18 protein-coding genes are annotated in these 23,949 nt (G+C 63.0%); 11 read left to right on the top strand and 7 right to left on the bottom strand.

Going from position 1 to position 23,949, the window contains the following annotated elements:
- Positions 1-4 precede the first annotated feature (4 nt).
- From pigI to ybaK, 9 genes are all read left to right on the top strand, one after another.
- The gene (gene pigI / locus ACTJJ6_RS10910; RefSeq protein WP_028128229.1) at positions 5-1,480 is read left to right on the top strand and encodes an L-proline--[L-prolyl-carrier protein] ligase PigI; all 1,476 of its coding nucleotides are present in this window, start codon (positions 5-7) and stop codon (positions 1,478-1,480) included.
- Complete coding sequence (locus ACTJJ6_RS10905; RefSeq protein WP_143778563.1) at positions 1,477-3,765, top strand: polyketide synthase; 2,289 nt, start codon at positions 1,477-1,479, stop codon at positions 3,763-3,765. The genes pigI and ACTJJ6_RS10905 overlap by 4 nt, the downstream gene beginning before the upstream one ends.
- 13 nt (positions 3,766-3,778) lie before the next feature.
- Positions 3,779-4,093, top strand: coding sequence for a RedY-like protein (locus tag ACTJJ6_RS10900; RefSeq protein WP_004940233.1), 315 nt, complete (start codon positions 3,779-3,781; stop codon positions 4,091-4,093).
- The gene (locus ACTJJ6_RS10895) at positions 4,077-4,724 is read left to right on the top strand and encodes a 4'-phosphopantetheinyl transferase family protein (RefSeq protein ID WP_049299663.1); all 648 of its coding nucleotides are present in this window, start codon (positions 4,077-4,079) and stop codon (positions 4,722-4,724) included. Before ACTJJ6_RS10900 ends, ACTJJ6_RS10895 begins: the two co-directional genes overlap by 17 nt.
- Entirely contained in the window at positions 4,721-5,779 is a 1,059-nt protein-coding gene (locus tag ACTJJ6_RS10890; RefSeq protein WP_016928821.1) for a hypothetical protein, read from the top strand. Before ACTJJ6_RS10895 ends, ACTJJ6_RS10890 begins: the two co-directional genes overlap by 4 nt.
- Positions 5,780-5,797: 18 nt before the next feature.
- A complete protein-coding gene (locus ACTJJ6_RS10885) occupies positions 5,798-6,526 on the top strand; it encodes a DUF1295 domain-containing protein (RefSeq protein ID WP_016928822.1) in 729 nt (242 codons plus the stop codon).
- Positions 6,527-6,732: 206 nt separating this feature from the next.
- On the top strand, positions 6,733-9,444 hold the full coding sequence (gene copA / locus ACTJJ6_RS10880; RefSeq protein ID WP_440801386.1) for a copper-exporting P-type ATPase CopA: 2,712 nt from the start codon (positions 6,733-6,735) through the stop codon (positions 9,442-9,444).
- A gap of 133 nt (positions 9,445-9,577) precedes the next feature.
- The gene (locus tag ACTJJ6_RS10875) at positions 9,578-10,384 is read left to right on the top strand and encodes a TraB/GumN family protein (protein WP_016928824.1); all 807 of its coding nucleotides are present in this window, start codon (positions 9,578-9,580) and stop codon (positions 10,382-10,384) included.
- A 228-nt stretch (positions 10,385-10,612) separates the two neighbouring features.
- Positions 10,613-11,092 carry a Cys-tRNA(Pro)/Cys-tRNA(Cys) deacylase YbaK gene (ybaK, locus tag ACTJJ6_RS10870; protein WP_019454152.1) on the top strand — a complete coding sequence of 160 codons (480 nt, stop codon included), beginning with the start codon at positions 10,613-10,615 and terminating at the stop codon, positions 11,090-11,092.
- Between the two features lie 10 nt (positions 11,093-11,102).
- Here ybaK and dacB read toward each other — a convergent pair whose 3' ends face one another.
- Positions 11,103-12,569, bottom strand: coding sequence for a D-alanyl-D-alanine carboxypeptidase/D-alanyl-D-alanine endopeptidase (dacB, locus tag ACTJJ6_RS10865; RefSeq protein WP_440801383.1), 1,467 nt, complete (start codon positions 12,567-12,569; stop codon positions 11,103-11,105).
- A 148-nt stretch (positions 12,570-12,717) separates the two neighbouring features.
- A complete protein-coding gene (gene ushA, locus ACTJJ6_RS10860) occupies positions 12,718-14,370 on the bottom strand; it encodes a bifunctional UDP-sugar hydrolase/5'-nucleotidase UshA (protein ID WP_033641128.1) in 1,653 nt (550 codons plus the stop codon).
- A 178-nt stretch (positions 14,371-14,548) separates the two neighbouring features.
- Between ushA and ACTJJ6_RS10855 the strand changes: the two genes are divergently transcribed.
- A complete protein-coding gene (locus ACTJJ6_RS10855) occupies positions 14,549-15,769 on the top strand; it encodes an MFS transporter (protein ID WP_440801380.1) in 1,221 nt (406 codons plus the stop codon).
- A gap of 245 nt (positions 15,770-16,014) precedes the next feature.
- The gene (gene ybaL, locus ACTJJ6_RS10850; RefSeq protein ID WP_004940247.1) at positions 16,015-17,706 is read left to right on the top strand and encodes a YbaL family putative K(+) efflux transporter; all 1,692 of its coding nucleotides are present in this window, start codon (positions 16,015-16,017) and stop codon (positions 17,704-17,706) included.
- 54 nt (positions 17,707-17,760) lie between these two features.
- On the opposite strand, the gene ACTJJ6_RS10845 is transcribed toward ybaL, so the two are convergent.
- The 5 genes from ACTJJ6_RS10845 to ACTJJ6_RS10825 all read right to left on the bottom strand — a co-directional run bounded on the left by ACTJJ6_RS10845 (position 17,761) and on the right by ACTJJ6_RS10825 (position 23,929).
- Positions 17,761-19,065, bottom strand: coding sequence for an inosine/guanosine kinase (locus ACTJJ6_RS10845; protein WP_004940249.1), 1,305 nt, complete (start codon positions 19,063-19,065; stop codon positions 17,761-17,763).
- Between the two features lie 90 nt (positions 19,066-19,155).
- A complete protein-coding gene (gene hemH, locus ACTJJ6_RS10840) occupies positions 19,156-20,118 on the bottom strand; it encodes a ferrochelatase (protein ID WP_004940253.1) in 963 nt (320 codons plus the stop codon).
- A gap of 119 nt (positions 20,119-20,237) precedes the next feature.
- A complete protein-coding gene (locus ACTJJ6_RS10835; protein ID WP_079449600.1) occupies positions 20,238-21,401 on the bottom strand; it encodes a glycerate kinase in 1,164 nt (387 codons plus the stop codon).
- 9 nt (positions 21,402-21,410) lie between these two features.
- Positions 21,411-22,676, bottom strand: coding sequence for a GntP family permease (locus tag ACTJJ6_RS10830; RefSeq protein ID WP_033641131.1), 1,266 nt, complete (start codon positions 22,674-22,676; stop codon positions 21,411-21,413).
- A gap of 119 nt (positions 22,677-22,795) precedes the next feature.
- A complete protein-coding gene (locus ACTJJ6_RS10825; RefSeq protein WP_016928832.1) occupies positions 22,796-23,929 on the bottom strand; it encodes a sugar diacid recognition domain-containing protein in 1,134 nt (377 codons plus the stop codon).
- Positions 23,930-23,949 lie beyond the last annotated feature (20 nt).

Raw genomic sequence — 23,949 nt, 5'->3', positions numbered from 1 at the left:
CATCATGGCAACCTTCATTTCACCGATACTGGAGGCCCTGTTCCGGCACGCCCGCCAAGCGCCGGAAAGCACCGCTCTGCTGTGCGGCGATCGGCGCTGGAGCTATCGTCGCCTGGCCGATCGCGCCTGCATGATGGCGGCGGCGCTGCGACATGCCGGGTTGAAGCAGCAGGCCGTGCTGCTCAACCTGCAGAAAGGGCCCGACGCCGTCGCCGCCATGTACGCGTGTTGGCTGAGCGGCAACCACTATGTCCCTATCGATTTCAGCCAACCGACGGCGCGCATCGAACGCATTATCGCCGCCGCCTCACCCGCGCTGATCGTCGATGAGGGCTGGTTGAGCGCGCTCGATGACCGCACCGATCTCGATGGCGCCTGGCCGGAAGCGATCGCCGCGCTCGGCTCTCCCCTCGCCGCCATTCTCTATACTTCAGGCTCCACAGGCACCCCGAAAGGGGTGCAAATCACCCATGACATGCTGACGTTTTTCATCGGCTGGGCCGTCAGCGATACACAACTGACGGCGCGCGACGTGCTGGCCAACCATGCCAGTTTCGCCTTTGATCTGAGCACCTTCGATCTGTTCGCCGGCGTTTGTGCCGGCGCCGCGACCTGGATCGTGCGCGAAGATGAACAGAAAGATTGCCAGGCTCTCGTTCGCGGATTGCAAACGCACGGCGTCACCCTGTGGTATAGCGTGCCTTCGATTTTAGCCATGCTGGAAAAGAGCGCGTTGCTGGCGCCGTCGACGGTGAAAACGCTGCGCCAGGTCACGTTCGCCGGAGAGCCTTATCCGGCCGCCGCGCTGAGGCGCCTGGTTGCGCATCTGCCGGCTCGCTGCCGCGTCAGCAACTGGTATGGCCCGACGGAAACCAATGTCTGCACCGCCTACGCGCTGGATCGAACGCAGTTGGCGACGCTGGAGCAGATCCCCATCGGCCATCCGCTGCCCGGCTTGACGGCGCAGTTGGTCGATGAGCAGGGGCGTCTGCAGCCGATTGACGGTACGCCGGGCCGACGCGGAGAATTGCTGATCGGCGGGCGGTGCGTCACCCCCGGCTACAGCAACGTCGCCTCATCGCGGCAAGCGCAATGGCATCCGCGCCAATGCCACGCGACCGGCGACTGGGTGGAGACGACGGCGAATGGGCTGGTCTACCGCGGCCGGCTGGACGACATGGTGAAAATCAACGGCTACCGGGTGGAATTGGGGGAGATAGAATCGATCCTTCATCACCATCCCTCGGTCTGCCAGGCCGCACTGTATGTCGAGCTCGGCGAGCTGAAGCAAAAACTGATCGCCGTGATCACCCTCCATCCCGGCGCGCTCCGCCCCAACCTGCTGGAGCTCAAGCAGTTCCTGCAGCCCAGGCTGCCCGCCTATATGCTCCCCAGCCAACTGGTGGTCGCCGACAGCCTGCCCACCAACGCGAACGGCAAGGTGGACAGAGGACGTTTGTCCGAGGTGAATGCGCGATGAACCAGGAAATTCATGCCGCGCCGCTGGCGCTGGTCGGCATCGGCTGCGCACTGCCCGGCATCGATCGTATCGATCTGTCCAACGGCGCCGCCTGGTCGGCGCTGTTCGACGCCCCGCCGCCGATGCCGTGGAGCGATGCGGCCGCGCCGATCCGCGGCCGCCAGATCGACGACGCCGCGTTTGATTTCAAAAAATTCGCCATCCCGCCGCTGTTTCGACTGGCGGTCAGCCGCGAGACCCGCCTGGCGCTGCAGGCCGCCTCCGCCGCCATGCAGCATCTGACGTTATCCGACGCGTTGCGCGACCGCTGCGATCAATTTTGCGCCACCCATTTGGGCAGTGATGCGGCCTATCGCAACGCCACCAAAATCGGCGCGCTGCGCAGGCTGGCCGAACGGCTTGACGTTCAGGGTCTCTCACCGGCGGCGGTCATGCGCCGGATTGACGATTACAAACAGCCGCTGGCCCAGGCGTTCGGCAGTTCATCCCACGATCGCGTGGGGGAAATGGCCTCCAGCATTCCCGCGCGCATCGCCCATTTCGCCCGCACGCGCGGTAAATGCCAAACCCTCGACGGCGCCGATCTGGGCGGCCTGCGCTTGCTGCAGCTGGCGCAAGACTGTTTTCGCCATGCCGACAGCCGCATGGCGGTGCTGACCGCCGTACAATGCTTCCACCATCAACCTCAGGCGGACATGCTGTTGGCGCAGGGCGTTTCCTCTTCGGCCTGTTGGCTGGAGGGCGCGATCAGCCTGGTCGTTTGCCCGCTGGACGTCGCTCAGGAACAGGGATGGCCAGCGATCGCACATTTGTCGACCCTGATCGCCGAACGGCAGGATGCCGCGCCGAGCGCCGGCTATTTTGCCGGCGCCAATCAGGTTTTCTGCCATCTCCTCGACATGCTGTTGCAACGGCAACAGGCGTGCGCCGGGCACTCGTTCACCGGCTACCGCTGGCGGATCGACGCGGCGTCTCCCCCCTCATTAAAACCGACGGCTTCGCCACGCATCAGCATCATCGACTATCAGCCCATCACCGCGCAGGGGCTGGATAAAGCGCGTTTCTGGCAGGCCTTGCGCAACGGGGAGGACGCCCTGCGCGATCACAGCCCCGAGCAGCTGCACCCCGGCGCCTTCGTGCGACCCACGCCGCAAAAGCTCAGCACCTACACCGCTCACGCCATGTGCTTCCCAACGCACGATCCGGTGCGGCTTGAGCTGACGCGGCCTATGATGCCGGCCAAAAAACAGCGCCTCGACGTCACACAACTGCACGCCCTCAACGGCTGCGCGGCGTGGCCCGACAGCCTGCGACGCTTTGAACGCATCGCCATTATCGTCGCCAGCAACCTGTCTTTGAGCGCCGATCGACAACAGGCCATGCGCGCCCTGTGGCCGACGTTGCCTCCCGCCGGCGTCGCCCTTTCGCCACCGCCCCAACCCGCGATCAACCGCTGGAGCTGGCATGGCGCCTGCGGCCTCGGCACCGCGCAGCTGTTGGCGCAACAGCTCGGCGTCGAGGCGGACTGCTACGCGGTCGAGGCGGCCTGCGCCAGTTCGCTGGCCGCCTTGCACAATGCGGTCAGGGCGTTACAGGCCGGCCGCTACGATGCGGTGCTCGTCGGCGGCATAGAAACGGCGACGCTCGAACGCGATATGGTGCTGTGCAGCGCGCAGATGATGCTTTCCGCTTCGCGTATGCGACCTTTCGCCCGACAAGCCGACGGTTTTACTCCCGGCGACGGTGGCGGCTTCTTCATTCTGACCGGCCAGGCGACATCGCGGGCCATCGCCACCATCGAAGCGATATCGGGATCTTGCGACAGCTATTCCATGACCGCGCCCGATCCCGAGGGTCAGGCGTTGGCAATCGAAAAAACCCAGAGCCTGAGCGCCGTCGAAGCGCGCCAGATACAGTATCTCGAAGCGCACGGCACCGGCACCGAACTGGGCGATCGGGCAGAAGTCGCGTCATTGCATCAGGGGTATCGCCGCGCCGCGCACGCCCCTTTGTACATCGGTTCGGTGAAGTACAACTTCGGCCACTGTTTCGCCGGCGCCGGCGCGCTCAGCCTGTGCAAAGTGCTGAGCGCTTTCGAACACGGTCAAATCCCGCCCACGCCGGTGGCGACATTGAATGCCGAACTGCCGCTGGCGGCGATCCCGGCCGAAATCCCGCAAGTCGCGCTCGACTGGCCACACGGTGAAGGCGGACGTCGGGCGGCGATCAACGGCTTTGGCACCGGTGGCATCAATTACCATTTGCTTATCCATCAACCCGTTTAAAAAGGCCGCCCAGATGCACATTATCGTCCATAAGATTCGGCTAAAAGACATCGCCCACCGCGCCGCGTTTCGCGACTGGGTGGAGACGACCGATTACCAGGCTTGCCGCCACCTCGATGCGGTACGCGCCTTCGATGTCATCGAAGTCAGCCCTTCGGCGGAGGCGCCGTTTCACTTTATCGAAATCATTCAGCTGAACTCGCTGAAAATGTTCGAGCGCGAGATGCAAACCCCGCTGTTTCAAAGCCTGGTTGAACGCTTTAATCAGTTGGCGGAAGTCGTTGACGAAATCAGCGGAGAACGCATCGCCGATGGTTATCGAGCTTAGCGTGGCGCCGCGTATCGTCATCGCCCTGGGCGGCACCCACCGCTGCGCCGCCGTTCGGGGATTGCGGCATCTGTCGGCGGTGAAAAACCTCGCGCGGGCGCAGGCCGTCGCGCTGCTGAACCGGACATGGTGCCAGGGGCACGCGACCGGCTTTACGCTGCGCCATGAGACGAGTGGACAACCGTTCGGCGAACACCTCCTGCTGGGACGCCGCCACGTTTCCCTCAGCCATTCGCATGCCTGGTACGCCAGCGCCACCGGCGATATCCCGCTCGGCATCGATCTGCAGCATTATCGCCCCTTCTCCGGCGCGGCGCTGCGCTGGGCCTTTAGCGAGGCGGAGCAGCGATTGGGACGCATACAGGCCTGCGCCGTCTGGGCCATTCGCGAAGCATTTTTAAAAAGCCACGGCCGCGGTCTGCCCTACGAATTGCGGACGATCGGCATCGACTGGCGCACCGGGTTGGTCTCAAGCGCCGACGGCAGTTTGGCGAGCAGACGCTTCTGGCTGTGGCGCAGCCTGGACTGGGCATGCGCACTCTGCTTTCCGGCGGAGGAGAGCATGTTGTTCAGAGCGAACGTTACCGTATTTTCCCTGCCCGCCCCTTCCGCTTTCGGAGCCTTATCATGACCCAAGACCTTTTCGCCGCGGCGCTGCAACAGGCCGTGGACATCGCGCGGCAGGCGCCCTCTTCACACAACTGTCAACCCTGGTCTCTCCACTATGACGCCGACGCCCGATGTGGCCGGTTGGCTATCGACCGCCGTCGCGCCTTGCAGAGCCTGCCTTCGCTGGAACGCGAGATGCTGATGAGCTGCGGGATTTTCTTCGAGTACCTCAGCGCGCTGCTCAACTGTGCAGGCTCGCCTCTCGCCTGGCGTTGGGAGAATGGCCCCACGCATTTACTGAGCTTTGCGCCCGCCGCGCCTGCCGCGCCCGATCGCGCCGCCCATCGCCAATTGGCGCAGCTGATCGGCGAGCGGCATACCGCACGGGCGGCCTATCAGCCTACGCCAATCAATGAAGCGCAGCGGATGCAGCTGCAGACCTTGTTCGACGGAACGGCAAGTTCACTCAGTATCGCAGGTGACGAACGCGCTCGCCGTCGGGTCGCGCAGCTCACCGCTCGTCACGCCGCGCTCGATTTCTCGGATCGCCAAGCCTGGCGGGAAACCTATCAATACATCCGCTTCAACGAACGGCAGCCTACCGACGACGGTTTTCACCTGCACCACCTGTTTGGCCCGGTATCCCCAGCATTCAAGCGCTTCTTTCAAGTGGCGTTTCATCCTCGCTTAAGCCGGCTGGCGACCGGGCTGCGCCTGCCGGCTTATATGGCGCAAGGGCTGGCGCAACGCGTCGCGGAAGGCCCGCAATACCTGGCGCTGTGTCTGAACGACGAAAGTGCCGAGCACCTGTTCGCCACCGGCATGCGGCTTGGGCGTCTGTGGCTCACGCTGCAACACTGGGGTTGGGGATTGCATCCGATCAGCGTTCTGGTGCAACACGCCGAGGCGCGTCGCGAGCTCGCAGCAACCCTGGCGCTCAGCGCTCCCCCGGTGTTTTTTGCCCGCTTCGGCCACCTGCAACAATGGGGCAGCGCAGCGCCCAGACGCAGTTGGCAAAGCATTTTGACCGCGCCGCCATCCGGCGAATGCGCGCACCCGGGGAACGATTCCCCCTAATCCGCTGAGGAGAACACAATGAATGTATGGATTGCTTTGGCCGTTGTTTTGTTGATCCTTGCCCTGCTGGCGTTTATTACCAGCCGCGGCGCCCAGGACACTCGCCCGATGTTCCTGTGGGGGTTCAACGCCATGGGGCCGGTTACCCTGGTCTATTGCTATTTCGGCGAGGGCGATCTGAGCCACAAAGCCCTGATCCTTCTCATGGTCGGCCTGTACCTGCTGCGCATGAACATCGTGCTGACACGTTGGTACGGCAACACCGCCGCGGCCAAACTCAAGGACGTGATGCCCACGCAGCAGGTGCCCTGGCTGGCGGTGATGATGGTCATGATCTTCGGCGGCCTGTACTGCCTGCCCTTTTACTGGGCCAGCCAACTGCAGGGGACGTGGGGCGCGCTGCAATGGCTGGCCATTGGGGTCTACCTGATAGGCACGCTGTTCCACTTCGGCAGCGATTATCAAAAACGGCGCTTCAAACAGGATCCGAACAATAAAGGCCGGTTGCTGAACAGTGGCTTTTGGGGATTGGCGCGCCATCCGAATTATTTCGGCGACTTTCTTATTTTCGTCAGCTTCGGGCTGCTTGCCGGCAACCTGTTTGGCCTGATCGCACCGCTGACTAACCTGGTGCAGTATTTCGCCGACGCCATTCCCAAAAGCGAGAAAATGGCCGAGAAGCGCTACGGCGAGGTCTGGCGCAACTATAAACGTCAGGTTAAGTGTTTTATTCCTTTCGTGCTGTAACCCCAACGCGGCAGCGCGGTTCGGGTAAGCCGACCGCGCTGCCGCCGATAAAACGCCTTGTCATACAACACAAAACGACCGTCACGCCCGCGCAAGTAAAAACCGCCTTGACCTTACCCTTGCTGGAAGGTTTAAGCTCCCTTCTTAGTGAAAACAGGTCAGGCGGTCAACCTTTAAACACCGCCTTCTAAGCAAGGAGTCCAATCATGTCACACACCACTATGCTGGCATTGCAGGGGCTGTCCTGCATGAACTGCGCGCAGCGGGTGAAAAAAGCCCTGGAAAGCCGCAGCGATGTCGAACAGGCGGACGTTAACGTGCATTACGCCAAAGTGACCGGCGACGCACCGGACAGCGCGCTGATCGACAGCGTGATCGCCGCCGGTTATCAGGCCGAAGTCGCGCCGCACGCCGATACCGAACTGCAGCTGAGCGGCCTGAGCTGCATGCACTGCGTCGGCACCACCCGCAAGGCGCTGGAAGCGGTGCCGGGCGTGTTCGCCGCCGAGGTCGAGATCGACAGCGCGAAAGTGTACGGCGATGCCGATTCGCAGGCGCTGATCGCTGCGGTGGAAGATGCCGGTTATCACGCCAGCGTAGCGGGCGCCGCCGCCCCAAAAACTGAGCCGTTGGCTGACGCAACACCTTCGTTGCCGGACGTTCAGCCAGCGGCGCAACCTTCCCTTCCGGCAACCGACAGCGCGGACGACAGCGTACAGCTGCTGCTCAGCGGCATGACCTGCGCCAGCTGCGTCAATAAAGTGCAGCAGGCGCTGCAAAGCGTACCCGGCGTAGAACACGCGCGCGTCAACCTGGCGGAACGCAGCGCGCTGGTGACCGGCGCCGCCGATGCGCAAGCGCTGGTGGCGGCGGTGGAAAAAGCCGGCTACGGCGCCGAGATGATTCAGGACGAGACCGAACGCCGCGAGCGCCAGCAGCAGACCGCACGCGCCAACATGAAGCGCTTTAGCTGGCAGGCGGCGCTCGGTCTGGCGTTGGGTATCCCGCTGATGGCCTGGGGGCTGTTCGGCGGCAGCATGACGCTGACGCCGGAAACCCAGCGCCCCTGGCTGCTGGTCGGCGTCATCACCCTGGCGGTGATGGTGTTCGCCGGCGGGCACTTCTACCGCAACGCCTGGCGCGCGCTGATGAACGGCAGCGCCACCATGGACACCCTGGTGGCACTCGGCACCGGCGCCGCCTGGCTTTACTCGATCGCCGTCAACATTTGGCCCGATTTCTTCCCGATGGCGGCGCGCCACCTCTATTACGAGGCCAGCGCGATGATCATCGGTTTGATCAACCTCGGCCATGCGCTGGAGCAGCGCGCCCGTCAGCGTTCTTCACAGGCGCTGGAGCGGCTGCTGGACCTGACGCCGCCCACCGCGCGCCTGGTGACCGACGACGGCGAGCGCGATATCCCGCTGGCGGAGGTGCAGCTCGGCATGACGCTGCGGCTGACCACCGGCGATCGCGTGCCGGTCGACGGTGAAATCGAGCAGGGCGAAGTCTGGCTCGATGAAGCGATGCTGACCGGCGAAGCGGTGCCGCAGCAGAAAGGCCCCGGCGATACGGTGCATGCCGGGACGGTGGTCGACGACGGCAGCGTGCTGTTCCGCGCCGCCGCCATCGGCAGCCAAACCACGCTGGCGCGCATCATCAAACTGGTGCGTCAGGCGCAGAGCAGTAAACCGGCGATCGGCCAACTGGCCGACCGCGTCTCGGCGGTGTTCGTGCCGGCGGTGGTGGCGATCGCGCTGTTCAGCGCGGCGATGTGGTACTTCTTCGGCCCGCAGCCGCAGCTGGTCTATACGCTGGTGATCGCCACCACGGTGCTGATCATCGCCTGCCCGTGCGCATTGGGCCTGGCAACGCCGATGTCGATCATCTCCGGCGTCGGCCGCGCGGCAGAGTTCGGCGTGCTGGTGCGCGACGCCGACGCCCTGCAGCAGGCCAGCCAGCTGGACACCCTGGTGTTCGACAAAACCGGCACCCTGACCGAAGGGAAACCGCAGGTGGTGGAGATCCTCACCTTCAATCAGGTCAGCGAACAGCAGGCGATCGGCTGGGCCGCCGCGCTGGAACAAGGCTCCAACCACCCGCTGGCGCGCGCCATCATGGAACGCGCCGCCGGGCAAACGCTGCCGCAGGTAGCGCAGTTCCGCACCCTGCGCGGCGCCGGCGTCAGCGGGGAGATCGACGGCGTGCAGGTGCTGTTGGGCAACGCCGCGCTGCTGGAGCAGCATCAGGTCGCGACCGCCGAACTGGAAGCGCCGATGCGCGCCCAGGCCGAACGCGGCGTGACGCCGGTGCTGCTGGCCGTGGACGGTAAACCGGCCGCGCTGTTCGCCATTCGCGATCCGCTGCGCGAGGACAGCATCGCGGCGCTGCAGCGCCTGCACCAACAGGGGTATCAGTTGGTGATGCTGACCGGCGACAACCCGGTAACCGCCAACGCCATCGCCAAAGAGGCCGGTATCGATCGGGTGATTGCCGGCGTGCTGCCGGACGGCAAAGCGGCGGCGATCAAGCAGCTGCAGGCGCAGGGCCAGCGCGTGGCGATGGTCGGCGACGGCATCAACGACGCCCCGGCGCTGGCGCAGGCCGACGTGGGCATCGCGATGGGCGGCGGCAGCGACATCGCCATCGAGACCGCCGCCATCACCCTGATGCGCCACAGCCTGCACGGCGTGGCGGATGCGGTGGAACTGTCGAAGGCCACGCTGCGCAACATGAAGCAGAACCTGTTCGGCGCCTTTATCTACAATACGCTGGGCATTCCGATCGCCGCCGGCGTGCTCTACCCGCTGACCGGCACGCTGCTCAGCCCGGTGGTGGCGGGCGCGGCGATGGCGCTGTCGTCCATTACCGTGGTCAGCAACGCCAACCGGCTGCTGCGTTTTAAACCCAGGAAGTAAGCTCCGGGGCGCCGTCAAGGCGCCCCGCCGTTTTCCGGGCTTTCCTGCGCGGCGGATAGCGTTTAGCATGAATGACGATTTCCCCTCGCCTTTCATGCTGAAACGCGCACCCGTTATTCAGGAGCCACGCCGTATGGGTCAACTGTTACGCCGCCTCGCCGCCTTTCTCGGCCTGATTTCCCCCAAACGTTACGCTTATCCGGCGCTGGACATCACTCTGCCAGGCGATCGTCGGCTGCATCTGGTGGGCAGCATCCATATGGGCACCGTCGATATGTCGCCGTTGCCGCCCCGGCTGGCCGCCCGGCTGCAGCAGGCCGACGCGCTGATCGTCGAAGCCGATATCACCGACTCCGCCTCCCCTTTCGACCACGCCGAACTACAGCCGGCGCTGGAACAGCGCCTGTCCGCCGAAGATTATCAACGGTTGTTGGCGCTGTGCCATGAGTTAGGCGCCGACCCGCACACCTTCGCCACCCTGCCCGGCTGGCAGGTGGCGCTGATGATGCAGGCGCGCCAGGCTCAGCGTCTGGGGCTGCGCGCGGAATATGGCGTGGACTATCAGCTGCTGCAGGCCGCCCGGGCGCAGGACAAACCGGTGATCGAACTGGAAGGCGCGCAGCAGCAGCTGGCGATGCTGGAACAATTGCCGGAAGGCGGCATCGCGCTGCTGCGCGATACGCTGGAACACTGGCATACCAACGCGCGGCTGCTGCAAACCATGGTGAGCTGGTGGCTGGACGCCAAACCGCGCGGCACGCTGGACACGCTGCCGGCCACCTTCAGCGCCGGGCTGTACGACGTGCTAATGCATCAGCGCAATCGCGACTGGCGGCGTCAGTTGGAGGCGCTGCCGGCCGGTGACTATGTGGTGGCGGTTGGCGCATTGCACCTGTACGGCGAGGATAACCTGCCGGCGATGCTGCAGCCGCAGGGGTAAAAAAGTGGCCAATATCGCTATTGGCCAGTCAAAGAGGAATTTCTTGTATTCTAGTTATACGCATAGCAACCGTGTTAACGGTTACAGTAAACAGGGTAGCAACCCGGTGAATATCTTGGCAACCCGCTTTATGTAACAGCCGCTCAGGTTGCCGGGCAGGTTGGATTTTTGTATTTTTAAGGCTGGTTATCACCCTTTCCCCGCTGGGGACATTTTGGACAACACATCATGACGCCCGCAGTCGTTCTGCTTGAGAAACAAAAGGTCGCCTTCACCCTTCATCCTTATCACCACGACAGTGACGAAACCAACTTCGGTGACGAAGCGGTGAAAAAGCTGGGGCTGGATGCCGATCGGGTTTACAAAACCTTGCTGGTGGCGCTGAACGGCGACGCCAAACACCTGGCAGTGGCGGTCACGCCGGTCGCAACCCAGTTGGATCTGAAAAAGGTTGCCCGCGCCCTCGGCGCCAAAAAGGCCGAGATGGCCGATCCGCAGCTGGCGCAGCGCGTCACCGGGTATCTGGTGGGCGGCATCAGCCCGCTGGGGCAGAAAAAACGGCTGCCGACGGTGATCGACAGCCCGGCGCAAGCGTTCGCCACCATTTACGTTTCCGGCGGCAAACGCGGGCTGGATATTGAGCTGGCCGCCGCCGATCTGTGCCGCCTGCTGGCCGGCAGCTTCGCCGACATCGCCAAACGCGACTGACGCCGCGTACTCAGCGGCACACCACCGTGTCGTCACAGGCCGCCAGCGTTTCCACCAGGCGGTCCTCCAGCGCCTTCACCTGCGCGCCCGGCACCAGATAGTTATTGCTGATGATGGCGAATGCCAGCGGCCGCCCGGTCGCCGAATCGACATAGCCGCTGAGCGACGATACGCCGGTCATGGAACCGCTCTTGGCGTGGGCGCGCCCCGCCGCCGCGCTGTTCACCATGCGGCTTTGCAGCGTGCCGCCCACCAGCAACCCCGGCTCGCCCGCGACGGGCAAGGCGTGATACCAGTCGGCGAACCACGGCTGTTTTCTGGCCGCCAGCAGCAGCGTCGTCAGCTGTTGCGGCGTGATCTGGTTCATGCGCGACAGCCCTGAGCCGTCCACCTGGCGATACGCGTCGGCCGCGACGCCCTGGCTTTGCACAAATCCGTTTATCGCCCGAAGGCCGGCGGCCCAATCCCCTTTACCCTGCGTCTTGCGGCCCATCGCCTTGGTCAATATCTCGCCGTAGCCGTTATTGGAGACTTTCAGGAAGGTGACGGCCAGGCGGGAGAGCGGCGGCGAGGTTTTTTCCGCCAGCAGCTGTGCGCCGGCCGGCGTCACGCCCTCGTCAACCTTGCCGCGCAGGGTGATGCCGTGCGCGCGCAGGGCATGTTGCAATAAGGCGCCGACGACGAGGGACGGTTGATCGACGGTAATCAATCGCGAGCTGGCCTCCGCCTGCGCGGCGATGGTGCCGCTGACCACGATCCGGTTGCTGCCCGGCCGGCGCTCGTACGTCAGCGCGGTGTCACTGCCGGTGGTGGTGCGGTTGACCAGCGTCACCGCGTCATTGGCGGGATAGAAGCTCGCCCGTCCCGGCGCGCCGGCGCGGGCGCCCGGCCGCACCGCCACCTGCACCACGTTGATATCGCCGCCGGGAGTAAAGGCGTAGTTCAGCGCCGAGATCGGCGCAGCGAAGGCGAAAGGTTCATCGTCCCAGCTCCAACCGGCGCCGAATGGCGTCTGATCGAAGGCGCCGGCATCCAGCAACAACCGCCCCTGTATATGACGGACGCCGCGCTGCGCCAGCGCCGCGGCGAAGGTGTCGAGATCGTCCGGATGCAGCGTCGGATCGCCGCTGCCCTGCAGATAGAGATCCCCTTGCAAGGTGTCGCCGCGCTGTTTACCGGCGGTCAGCAGCCGGGTTTCAAAGCGGTAATCGGCCCCCAGCACGCCGAACGCCGCCAGAGAGGTGAACATCTTCATGTTGGAAGCCGGCGCCAAACGCTGATCCGCGTGCGCCTGATACAGCACCTTGCCGCTGTTGGCGTCGCGCACCATCACGCCGCTCGACGCCCCGGCCAACGCCTTGTCCTGGCCGATGGCCGCCAGCGCCTGGCTGAGGGTTTGTTCGTGACGTGGGCCGGATGACGAACACCCCGCCAGCGCCACGATGGCGGGCAGCAGCCAGCCTGCGGTTTTCAACATGTCATCTTCCTGTTTGCGTTATCAAAACCAAATTGTCGCTCAGGCTATCATTGGAAGACGGCGGCGGCGACTTTTGCGTGCGTTTGAGGCGGGGTTTTCGGCGGGAAAACAGGCGGCCCGCCCATGGGGCAGGCCGCGGCGGTGGCGATTAGCGATAAACGATTTCGCCCTTCGGTTCGTAAGCCGCCGCATCCAGCGGCGAGTGTTTCTCGATGTATTGCTTCAGCACCTCGGCGTCGATAAAGCCGGTGTTGACATAGCTCGGCAGCCCGTCCAGCTTCGGATAGCCGTCGCCGCCCAGCGCGTTGAAGTTCAGCGTCGCCATGCGGTAAGTTTTATCCGCCTGCAGCGGCTGGCCATTGATCTTCACCTCGCTGACGCCCTTGCCGTCCGCCACCAGGCTGACGTTGGCGAACTGGGCGTAGGCGCCGGAATCCGGCTTCATGTTGGCCACCACCGCCAGGTACTGCTCAACCTCGCGGCCTTTCATATCGACATGCACCAGGGTGTTGCCGAACGGCTGCACCTTGAGCACATTCTTGTAGGTGATATCGCCGCTTTCAATTGAATCGCGCACCCCGCCGCCGCTCATCACGGCGAAGTCGGCGTCGGCGCGCTCCCTCTGCGCGGCCAGCATCACCCGCGCCAGGTTGGTCTGCACGAAGCGCACCTTGCTGCGGTCGCCTTCAAGCTTGCCGTTGACGCTGCCGATCTTCACTTCCAACTGCGCCTTGCCCTTATCCTGGAATGGCGTCAGCAACTTCATCATGGTCGGATCTTCCGCAATCTGCTGGGTGTAGTACACCCGCTCGCTGGTGCCGTCCGCTTTCTCCACTTTCTTCTTCAGGTTCACCGGAATCAGCTGATAATGCACCAGCTTCAGCTCGCCGTTGCGGAATTCGAAATCGGCGCGCCCGACGTATTTGCCCCACTCGTGCGCCTGCACGATCCAGGTGCCGTTCTGGCGATCCGGCGAGCACGGCGTGCCCGGCACATAATCCGCCTGCTTGCGGTTGTCGCCGGCCATGCACACCGGATCCTGCGAGTGGCCGCCGACGATCATGTCGAGATATCCGGCCGGCAGGCTGCGCGCCATCTCCACGTCGCCCGGCGCGTTCGAGCCGTGTTCGCCGTTGTCATAGTGCCCCATGTGGGTGGCGGCGATAATCACGTCCGGCTTCTCGTCCTTACGCAGTTGCTCCACCACCTGCTTCGCTTCCTGCGCCGGCACGCGGAATTCCATGTCGGTGAAGTACTCCGGGTTGCCGATCTTGGCGGTGTCGTCGGTCGTCAGGCCGATCACGGCAATCTTGATGCCCTGCTTGTCGAACAAGGCGTAAGGCTTGAACAGGCGCTGGCCGGTGCTTTTCTGATAGATATTGGCGGACAGCAGCGGGAAGGTCGCCCACTTCTCCTGCTGGCGCAGCACGCTCAGCGGGTTGTCGAATTCGTGGTTGCCGATCGCCATCGCGTCGTAACCCACCAGGTTCATGCCGCGGAAGTCCGGCTCGGCGTCCTGCAGATCCGATTCCGGCACGCCGGTGTTGATATCGCCGCCGGACAACAACAGCAAGCTGCCGCCCTGCGCCGCCACTTCCTGACGAATGCCGTCCACCAGCGTTTTCTGCGCGCCCAGGCCATATTCACCGTGATCGTTCTGCCAGAAGTGACCGTGATGATCGTTGGTGTGCAGAATGGTAATGGCGTAGGTCTTATCCTTTTCCCAGGCACTGGCGGCCCCCGACAGCAACGTCAGGGAAACGGCCAACGCGCATGCGGTGGTTTTCAGCGAAAAACGCATGGCGGATCTCCGTGTATTAAATGGCTTTTATGATGAGGCCGAAATTGTAGCGCGAATTAATGACAGCTGATTTCAAATTTTTGCGATGTGAGTCTGATTATTTCAGATATGGTAAAAATTGAACGTCCTGCCTAAGATGTCATCTCTGTGCTCAACAACTTATCAGGCTAATAATAATATGACCGACAGTAGCCAAAGCGCGATGCCGCCCGCCAAGGGCAGTGCGGTGAAGGGAACCGCCTTCTCCATCCTTGGCGCCATCAGCGTGTCTCACCTGCTCAACGATATGATCCAGTCGCTGATCCTGGCGATTTACCCGATCCTGCAAGCCGATTTCCACCTCAGCTTCGTGCAGATCGGCATGATTACCCTGACCTATCAGCTAACGGCCTCGCTGCTGCAACCATTGATCGGGTATTACACCGATAAACACCCGCAGCCTTACTCGCTGCCGATCGGCATGGGCTTTACCCTGTCCGGCCTGCTGCTGCTGTCGGTGGCGAGCACCTTCCCGCTGGTGCTGCTGGCGGCGGCGCTGGTGGGCACCGGCTCATCGGTCTTCCACCCGGAATCCTCGCGCGTGGCGCGCATGGCCTCCGGCGGGCGGCACGGCCTGGCGCAGTCGCTGTTCCAGGTCGGCGGCAACTTCGGCAGCTCGCTCGGCCCGCTGCTGGCGGCGCTGATCATCGCGCCTTATGGCAAGGGCAACGTCGCCTGGTTCTCGCTGGCGGCGCTGCTGGCGATCGTGGTGTTGCTGCAGGTCAGCAAGTGGTATCAACATCAGCATCGGGCAACTAAAGGGCAGCCGAAAAGCCCGTCGCTGCTGAAACCGCTGCCAAAACGTACCGTCGCCTACTCGCTGGGCATCCTGCTGGTGCTGATTTTCTCCAAATACTTCTATCTGGCCAGCATAAGCAGCTATTACACCTTTTATCTGATACATAAGTTCGGCGTTTCGGTGCAGAATGCCCAAATTCACCTGTTCGCTTTCCTGTTCGCGGTAGCGGCTGGCACCATTATCGGCGGGCCTCTTGGCGACAAGATAGGACGTAAATACGTGATTTTGGGCTCTATTCTCGGCGCTGCACCGTTTACCCTTGTTTTACCCTATGCATCCCTCTATTGGACCGGCATTTTAACGGTGATCATCGGGGTTATTCTCGCCTCGGCGTTCTCCGCCATTCTGGTCTACGCTCAGGAGCTGATCCCCGGTAAAGTGGGCATGGTTTCCGGCTTATTCTTCGGTTTTGCTTTCGGTATGGGCGGGTTAGGTGCGGCAGTTCTTGGTTATGTCGCCGATTTGACCAGTATCGAACTGGTCTACCAAATCTGTGCTTTCCTACCGCTGATCGGCATTATCACCGCATTACTGCCCAATATGGAGCATAAACCGCAATAACCCCGCGAACCGCCCGGATGAAATTATTTATTCATCCGGGTTATCCTACGGATAAATCAATATTATTTGGTTTATCTGGTCCAAAACCCCCTCATTGCCGCGCCTTAAGTGAGATCCTCTGTTTTTTTACAGAAAAGGCCAAATTAGCCAAGCAAGCCGCGAACAAATGCAATAAACTAAATGTATCTTTTCGTAACTTTGTTGCGATTCTCCCGTGCCGCGATGCATAGCCAGAAGGAGTATGGATGCATAATTCAACACCGCTCATCACCACCATCGTCGGAGGGTTAGTACTCGCCTTCCTCCTCGGCATGCTGGCGAACCGCCTGCGCATTTCCCCTCTAGTGGGGTATCTGGCCGCAGGGGTGCTCGCCGGCCCGTTCACCCCCGGTTTCGTCGCCGACACCTCACTGGCGCCGGAACTGGCGGAAATCGGCGTTATCCTGTTGATGTTCGGTGTTGGCCTGCACTTCTCTTTGAAAGACCTCCTCGCAGTAAAATCTATCGCCATTCCCGGCGCCGTGGCGCAGATAGCCGTCGCTACCCTGCTCGGCATGGGGCTGTCCAAGCTGCTCGGCTGGGATCTGATCTCCGGTCTGGTGTTCGGCCTCTGCCTCTCCACCGCCAGCACCGTGGTGCTGCTGCGCGCCCTGGAGGAACGGCAACTGATCGACAGCCAGCGCGGGCAAATCGCCATCGGCTGGCTGATCGTCGAAGATTTGGCGATGGTGCTGACGCTGGTATTGCTGCCGGCCTTCGGCAATATGCTGGGCAACGACAACGCCAGCAGCAGCCAGCTGCTGATGGAGCTGGCGCTGACCATCGGTAAAGTCATCGCCTTCATCGCGCTGATGATCGTGGTCGGCCGCCGCCTGGTGCCATGGATCCTGTCGAAAACCGCCAGCACCGGCTCGCGCGAACTGTTCACCCTGGCGGTATTGGCGCTGGCGCTCGGCATCGCCTACGGCGCGGTGAAGCTGTTCGACGTCTCCTTCGCGCTGGGCGCCTTCTTTGCCGGCATGGTGCTGAACGAGTCCGAACTGAGCCATCGCGCGGCGCACGACACCCTGCCGCTGCGCGATGCGTTCGCGGTGCTGTTCTTCGTCTCGGTCGGCATGCTGTTCGATCCGATGATCGTGATTAACGAACCGCTGGCGGTGCTGGCGACGCTGGCGATCATCGTGTTCGGCAAATCCGCCGCCGCGTTCCTGCTGGTGAAAATGTTCGGTCACTCCAAGCGCACCGCGCTGACCATTTCCGCCAGCCTGGCGCAGATCGGCGAGTTCGCCTTTATTCTGGCGGGCCTCGGCATCGCGCTCGGCATGATGTCGGAGCACGGCCGCAATCTGGTGCTGGCCGGCGCCATCCTGTCCATCATGCTCAACCCGCTGTTGTTCACCCTGCTGGAACGCTATCTGGCCAAAACCGAAACCATCGAAGAGCAAATCCTCGAAGAGGCGGTGGAAGAAGAGAAACAGATCCCGGTGGATATGTGCAATCACGCGCTGGTGGTCGGCTACGGCCGCGTCGGCAGCCTGCTGGGCGGCAAACTGGCCGAGGCGGGCATTCCGCTGGTGGTGATCGAGAATTCCCGCCCGCGGGTGGAAGCGCTGCGCGAACAGGGTATCAAGACGGTGCTGGGCAACGCCGCCAATCCGGAAGTGATGGATCTGGCGCGGCTCGACTGCGCGCGCTGGCTGCTGCTGACCATCCCCAACGGCTATGAGGCCGGCGAGATCGTCGCCTCGGCGCGCGCCAAGCGGCCGAACATCGAGATCATCGCCCGCGCCCACTACGACGACGAGGTGGCCTACATCACCGATCGCGGCGCCAATCAGGTGGTGATGGGCGAACGGGAGATCGCTAACAGCATGCTGAACATCCTGCAGCTGGACACCCTGAGCGAAGAAGAAAAAATGGGGGGCTGCCCGATCTGAGGCACCGTGCATAAAAAAAGGTCCGGCATGCCGGACCTTTTCTTTTTCAGCGGGTTAACGCTCCCAATAGGACTCTTCCAGGCTGTCTTCGCGCTCCGGCAGGCCGCGAGTGAGACGCGGCGAATGCTGGTTCAACACCTGGTAGCTGACGCGGTTGGCGTATTTGCACACCTGCGCCAACGAAGAGTATGTCAGGTAACTGCGCACGTGCTTGCTGGAGTTCGGCACGTTATGGCGGTGATAACCGTTGGCGGCGATATCGTGCAGCAACGCCGACAGCGCGCCGTCGCCGGCGCCGTTGGTGTTCATGATCTTCTCCGGCCCGCCCATATACGGCGCGATGTGCGAATAAACGCGCAGCGGATTTTCACAGTGCTCGCGGCGCATGGCGCGGCTGAACTCGTAGCGGTTGAACTCGGCGATATGCCCCGGCAACAGCGGGTGCTGGGTCTGGCGCTTATTGGCTTCTTCGGTGTAGCCCGCCATATACAGGCCATTCGGCCCGGCGGTGCACAGCACCAGATCCACCCACTCCAGCGCCATGTCCGACGCGGTCAGCGGATCGCTCAGCCCGGTCAGCTCCAGCGCTTCGTCTTCGTTCATCGCCAGAATCGTCACATTTTCCTTCAGGAAGTCGCGCCACCACTGCGGGTTGTCGGCGATCACGTACTTGGTGCCCAGCGTCAGCACCACCGGCACATCGTGTTTTTTGGCGTACTCGATCGCCTGCAGGGTCGCGTCCTTTATCGGCTCCCCTTCCTTGCAGCGCACCAGATAAGAGCTCAGCACCAGCGCCGACGCGCCGGCGATCACCTCTTCAGGAATGCTTTCCGGGCGCAGCTGGTTCATCTGGCCAGGGTTGATGGCGAAGGTGCGCTCGCCGCTTTCGCCGATCAGCGTGAAACAGCGGCCGATGGCGCCATCAACACCCTGCAAATAGTTAAGATCGGTGCGGCTGGAGGTATTGCACAGATAACGGTAGGCGTAGCTGCCGATTTTCACGTTGCTGCACATCACGCCGAGCAGTACCGAACGATCGTCCGCCAGCACCGAATAGTTGTGCATGGTATTGCCGATGGTGCCGCCGGCGAACTGATGGGTGACCAGGTTGTTTTCATTCAGTTCCTGATACAGCGCCTCGGCGACGTCGTCTTCGATCACCAGAGAGTGGCCCAGGCTCAGGCCGTAACGCTGGACAAAAGCATCGTCCACTTTTGCCTCGATATCCACCAGCGTCTGGTCGATGCCGACAATATACGAGGTGCTGATTTCACTTTCGGGCTGGGCCTGCTGCAGAAGCGGATCGCGGGCGCTCACCGGGAAATAGTGTTTGGACTTGCGTTTACCAGGAAATTTCATGTGATTGGTGGTGGTGGCGGTTTAACAAGCGGAGAATGTTAACACATCCCCGCCCGATCACGATGCATCTAATAGACAGATTATGGATGATTACAGACGCTGCGCCACCAGTTGCTGCATCATGTCAATATGCGCCGGCTCGTCGTTCAACGCAGAGATGTATTCAAATTTCTCGCCGCCCGCCTTGAGGAATATCTCGCGGTTCTGCTCTTTGATCTCTTCCAGCGTTTCCAGGCAGTCTGCCGAGAAGCCGGGGCAAATCAGTTGAATGTGCTTCACGCCCTGCGCCGGCAACCCCTTCAGGGTTTCATCGGTGTACGGCGTCAGCCAAGGCTCGCGGCCGAAGCGCGATTGGTACGTCATCATCACTCGCTCCGGCGCCAGCGGCAGCGTGGCGCTCAGCGCACGCAGCGTATCCTCGCAGCGTTGCGGGTAGTCGTCGCCCAGCCGCGCATAACGTTTGGGGATGCCGTGGAAAGACAGCACCAGCCGGTCCGGCTGGCCGTGCTCGGCGAACGAGCGCTCCACGCTTTGTTGCAGCGCGGCGATATAGGCCGGGTGTTCGGCGTAATCGCGAATGAAGGCCACAGAAGGCAAGCGGCGATAACCTTTCAGCACCCGCGCCACGCCATCCCATACCGCCGCGCTGGTGGAACAGGAATATTGCGGATAGAGCGGCAGCACCACCAGGTTGGTCACGCCCTGCGCCAGCAGCTTGTCGATGGCTTCCGCCAGGCTCGGCGAACCGTAGCTCATGCCCAGCTCCACCGGCGTATTCGGCATGCGCGCCGCCAGCGCCCGCTGTTGGCGGCGGCTGTACACCAGCAGCGGCGAGCCTTCTTCCATCCACACCGACTGATAGAGTTTCGCCACGCGCGGCGAACGGATCGGCAAGATCGCGCCGTTGAGGATCGGCCACCAGATCAGCGGCGCCGTGTCGACCACGCGATCGTCACTGAGGAATTCCTTCAGATAGCGTTTGACCGCCGACGAGGTCGGCGCATCTGGCGTGCCCAGGTTCACCAGCAATACGCCGTGTTTCTCTTGCTTCATCTCAGTTCCCCTCATTTCCTTTCCGGCCGGCATTCCGTTCTGGGTCGGGATGTCAGCAGCCATTAATGCCGGCTATTGTAACGGAAAAGTCCTGCATCGAAACCGATAACAGCAACAGGCTATGCCTGTGGGCTTCTTCCTTGCGCCAGCTGCCATACCGCCGCCACGTTGCGCGCCGTCACCTGCAGATTGCGATCGGCGCCCGCCAGCGCTTCTTCCAGCGTCACAATGCGATCGAGCACCGAAAACGCTGCATCGATGCCGTGCTGATGCACCACCGAATAATCCGGCGTCAGGCTGCCGGCGATGGCGATCACCGGCACGCCGTAACGCTTGGCCACCCGCGCCACGCCGATCGGCGTTTTGCCGTGAATCGACTGGCTGTCCAGCCGCCCTTCGCCGGTGATCACCAGATCGGCATCGCGCACCGCCTCATCCAGGCGCAGGGTTTCAGTGACGATCTCGATGCCCGGCCGCAAACGCGCGTCGAGCATGCCGAGCAGCGCCGCCCCCATGCCGCCCGCCGCACCCGCCCCTGGCTGGGTCAGCACGGCGCGGCCGGTTTCCCGTTCCAGCAGTTCGCCATAGTGATGCAGCGCCGCATCGAGCTGCGCCACCATCTCCGGCGTCGCCCCCTTCTGCGGCCCGAATACCGCCGACGCGCCCTTTTCGCCGCACAGCGGGTTATCGACGTCGCAGGCGGCGGTCACGCTCACCCGTTGCCAACGCGCATCCAGCCCGGCGAGATCGAGGTGCGCCAGCTGCGCCAGCGCCGCGCCGCCCACCGGCAGCGGGCGACCATCCTTATCCAGCAATTTAACGCCCAGCGCCTGCATCATCCCAGCGCCGCCGTCGTTGGTGGCGCTGCCGCCGATGCCGAGAATGATCGCCTTCACGCCGCGTTCCAGCGCCGCCAGCATCAGTTCGCCGGTGCCGTAACTGGTGGTGATGCGCGGATCGCGCCGGTTGGGCGGCGCCAAATGCAGTCCGGAGGCGGCGGCCATTTCAATCACCGCGGTTTCGCCGTCGCCCAGCAGACCATAGAATCCCTGTACCGGCTCCCCCAGCGGCCCGGTGACCGTTACCTGGACGATCTCGCCGCCGGTGGCCGCCACCATCGACTCCACCGTGCCTTCGCCGCCGTCCGCCATCGGCAGCTTCACGTAGTGCGCCTGCGGATAAATCTGACGGAATCCCCGTTCGATGGCGTCGGCGACGCCGAGCGCGCTCAGGCTCTCTTTGAAAGAATCCGGAGCAATAACCACTTTTTTCAGCGCTTTCATCACTGTTCCTTATCCCGCCAGGTTAAATACGCCAAACATCAGCGCCGAGATTGCCGCGATGGTGAACCCCACCAACGTTTCATACGGCAGCAGCTTGAGCCGCTCGTGCACCGCCATATTGACGCTGCCGCCGGTGGCGTGGAAGAAACTGCCATGCGGCAGGTGATCCAGCACCGTGGCGCCCGCGTGGATCATCGCCGCGCCGGCCAACCCGCTCACCCCCAGTTCCAGCAGCGTGGAGCTGAACACCCCGGAGGCGACGGCGGTGCCGGCGGTGGTCGAGGCGGTCGCCATCGACATCAGCGCACCGGACAGCGGCGCCAGCAGCCAGGCCGGCAGCCCGGTGTGCGTTAAGCCGTTAATCAAGACATCCTTCAGCGCCGAATTGGCGATGATGCCCGCCAATGTGCCGGTGCCGAGCAGCATGATCGCCACCGGCGCCATGCGCGACAGGCCGGAAACCATAAACTGATTGCACTGACGAATGCGCCCCATCAGCAGCGCACCCGCCAACCCGCCGACCGGCAGCGCGATCAGCGGATCGACGGCGATCCCGGCGATCGGCCGCAGCGACAGCAGCAGGATCGCCACCAGCGGCGCGCTGATCGCCGCAGCAAAACCCGGCCGCGCTCCTTCGGCATGCTGAGTCAGCTCTTCGGCCATCACCCTGCTGCCTTTATCGCTCAGGCGACGCGCCAGCAGATAGGCCACCACCAGGCCGCACAGCCCCGGCACGATGCCGGCCATCATCACCGAAGTGAGCGGCACATGGAAGTTGTCCGCCGCCGCAATGGTGTTCGGGTTAGGCGACATCACGTTGCCGGCCTTGCCGCCGCCGATCATCGCCAGCAGGATCGCCGCGCGTGAAATGCCGGCCTTCTGGGCGATCGACAGCGCGATCGGCGCGACGGTGATCACCGCCACATCGATAAACACCCCCACCGCCGTCAGGATAAGTGTAGCCACCGCCAGCGCCAGCAACGCGCGGGTTTCGCCCACCTTGCGCACGATGGTTTCGGCGATGGTGTGCGCCGCGCCGGATTCGATCAGCACCCCGGCCAATACCCCCGCCGCCAAAATTCGCATCACGGCGTTGGTGATGCCCTGCGCCCCGCCGATCATCAGCGTCACGGTCTGCACCAGGTCGGCGCCGCCGCACAGCCCGCCCGCCAGCGCGCCGGCGATCATGCCGTAAGCCGGCGGCACCTTGCGTAGAATCAGGACGATGGCGACGGCTAACGCCACCAGCGCCCCCAGAGTGGATACGGTTGTCATTGTTGTTTTCTCCGTGGTTGATGTGCAGGCCAACATATCGCGCGCGCCCGACGTTGGCCTGAGGGGAAACAACAAAAAAGCGCCGGGGGAACGGCGCGGAATTTGTGGGTTGGCACAACTCAGTCGTGCATCAGCATGCCGATAAACAACCGCAGAGAGTCAGTTAATTGATTGATTTTCATGCCGGTTATCGCTTCAATGCGCTGCAGGCGATAACGCAGGGTATTGACATGAATATGCAGCTGCGCGGCGGTCTGCGTCTGATCACAATTCTGCGAAAAATAGTGGCGCAGCGTACTGCGCAGCACGCCTTTTTCATCCTGTTCGCCCAGCGTCCGCCAGGGGCGCCCCAGCTCTTGCGCGCGCCAGTCCTCTCCCAGATCGCACAGCAGCGACGGCAACGGATAGTCGTGGTAGAACAGCGTGGCGTGACGCAGTTTCAGGCGCTGCGCCATTGCCTGGGTGGCGCGCGCCGTCAGGCTGGAACGGTAGGCGCTTTGCGGATCGTCATAAAAACCGCCGACGATCAGCCGCACCCGAAAGCGGTGTTTAAGCTGATTTTGCAAACGCTGCGCCTGCTGGCGCTCCAGCTTCAAACTCCATTCGCCCTGAGCCATGCAGGCCGGGCGCAACAGGGTCATTTCATTGAAGCCGGTAATGGCGATCAACGCGTCGCGCTGGGTGGCCTCCAACTCCGCCAACAGCTCGCGCAACAGGTGCGGCTGCGCCTCTTGCAGCTCGACGATCCACACGATGCGCGTCTGGCGCAGATCCAATCCCAGATACGCCGCCATCGCTTCCAGCGACGCCGTGTTCGGCTGCGGCTGCAACAGCTGGTTCGCCAGCTCTTCCCGGTAGCGCTTTTCCCACTGGTGCTGATCCAGCAGCGCCGCCTGCTCTACCATCATCTCCGCCGCCATCTTGACCAACTCGGCGTAGGCGCGCACCTCGGCCGGTTCGCCGGAAATGCCAATCACCCCCACCCGCTGGTTACGAAAGCTGAACGGCAGGTTGATGCCGGGCCGCACGCCCTTCAGGTGCTCGGCGGTGGCGCGGTCGATTTCCACCACCCGATTCTCCGCCAGCGCCAGCACCGCGCCTTCATGGCGCTGGAACAGGCGCTGCGGGTTGCCGGAGGCGATGATCACGCCGTTGCTGTCCATCACGTTGACGGAATGGCTGATGATGCCCATCGCCCGCTGGACGATCTGGCGCGCGGTGGCTTCCGCCAGAAGATTGGTTTGTCTGAGCATGCCCGGCTCCCTGCTGAGGG

This window comes from Serratia sp. 22278 (assembly GCF_052045405.1).
In the GTDB taxonomy this organism is placed as follows: domain Bacteria; phylum Pseudomonadota; class Gammaproteobacteria; order Enterobacterales; family Enterobacteriaceae; genus Serratia; species Serratia marcescens.
The sequence above is the reverse complement of the archived record's forward strand: the minus strand, read 5'-3'. Positions and strand labels throughout refer to the sequence as shown.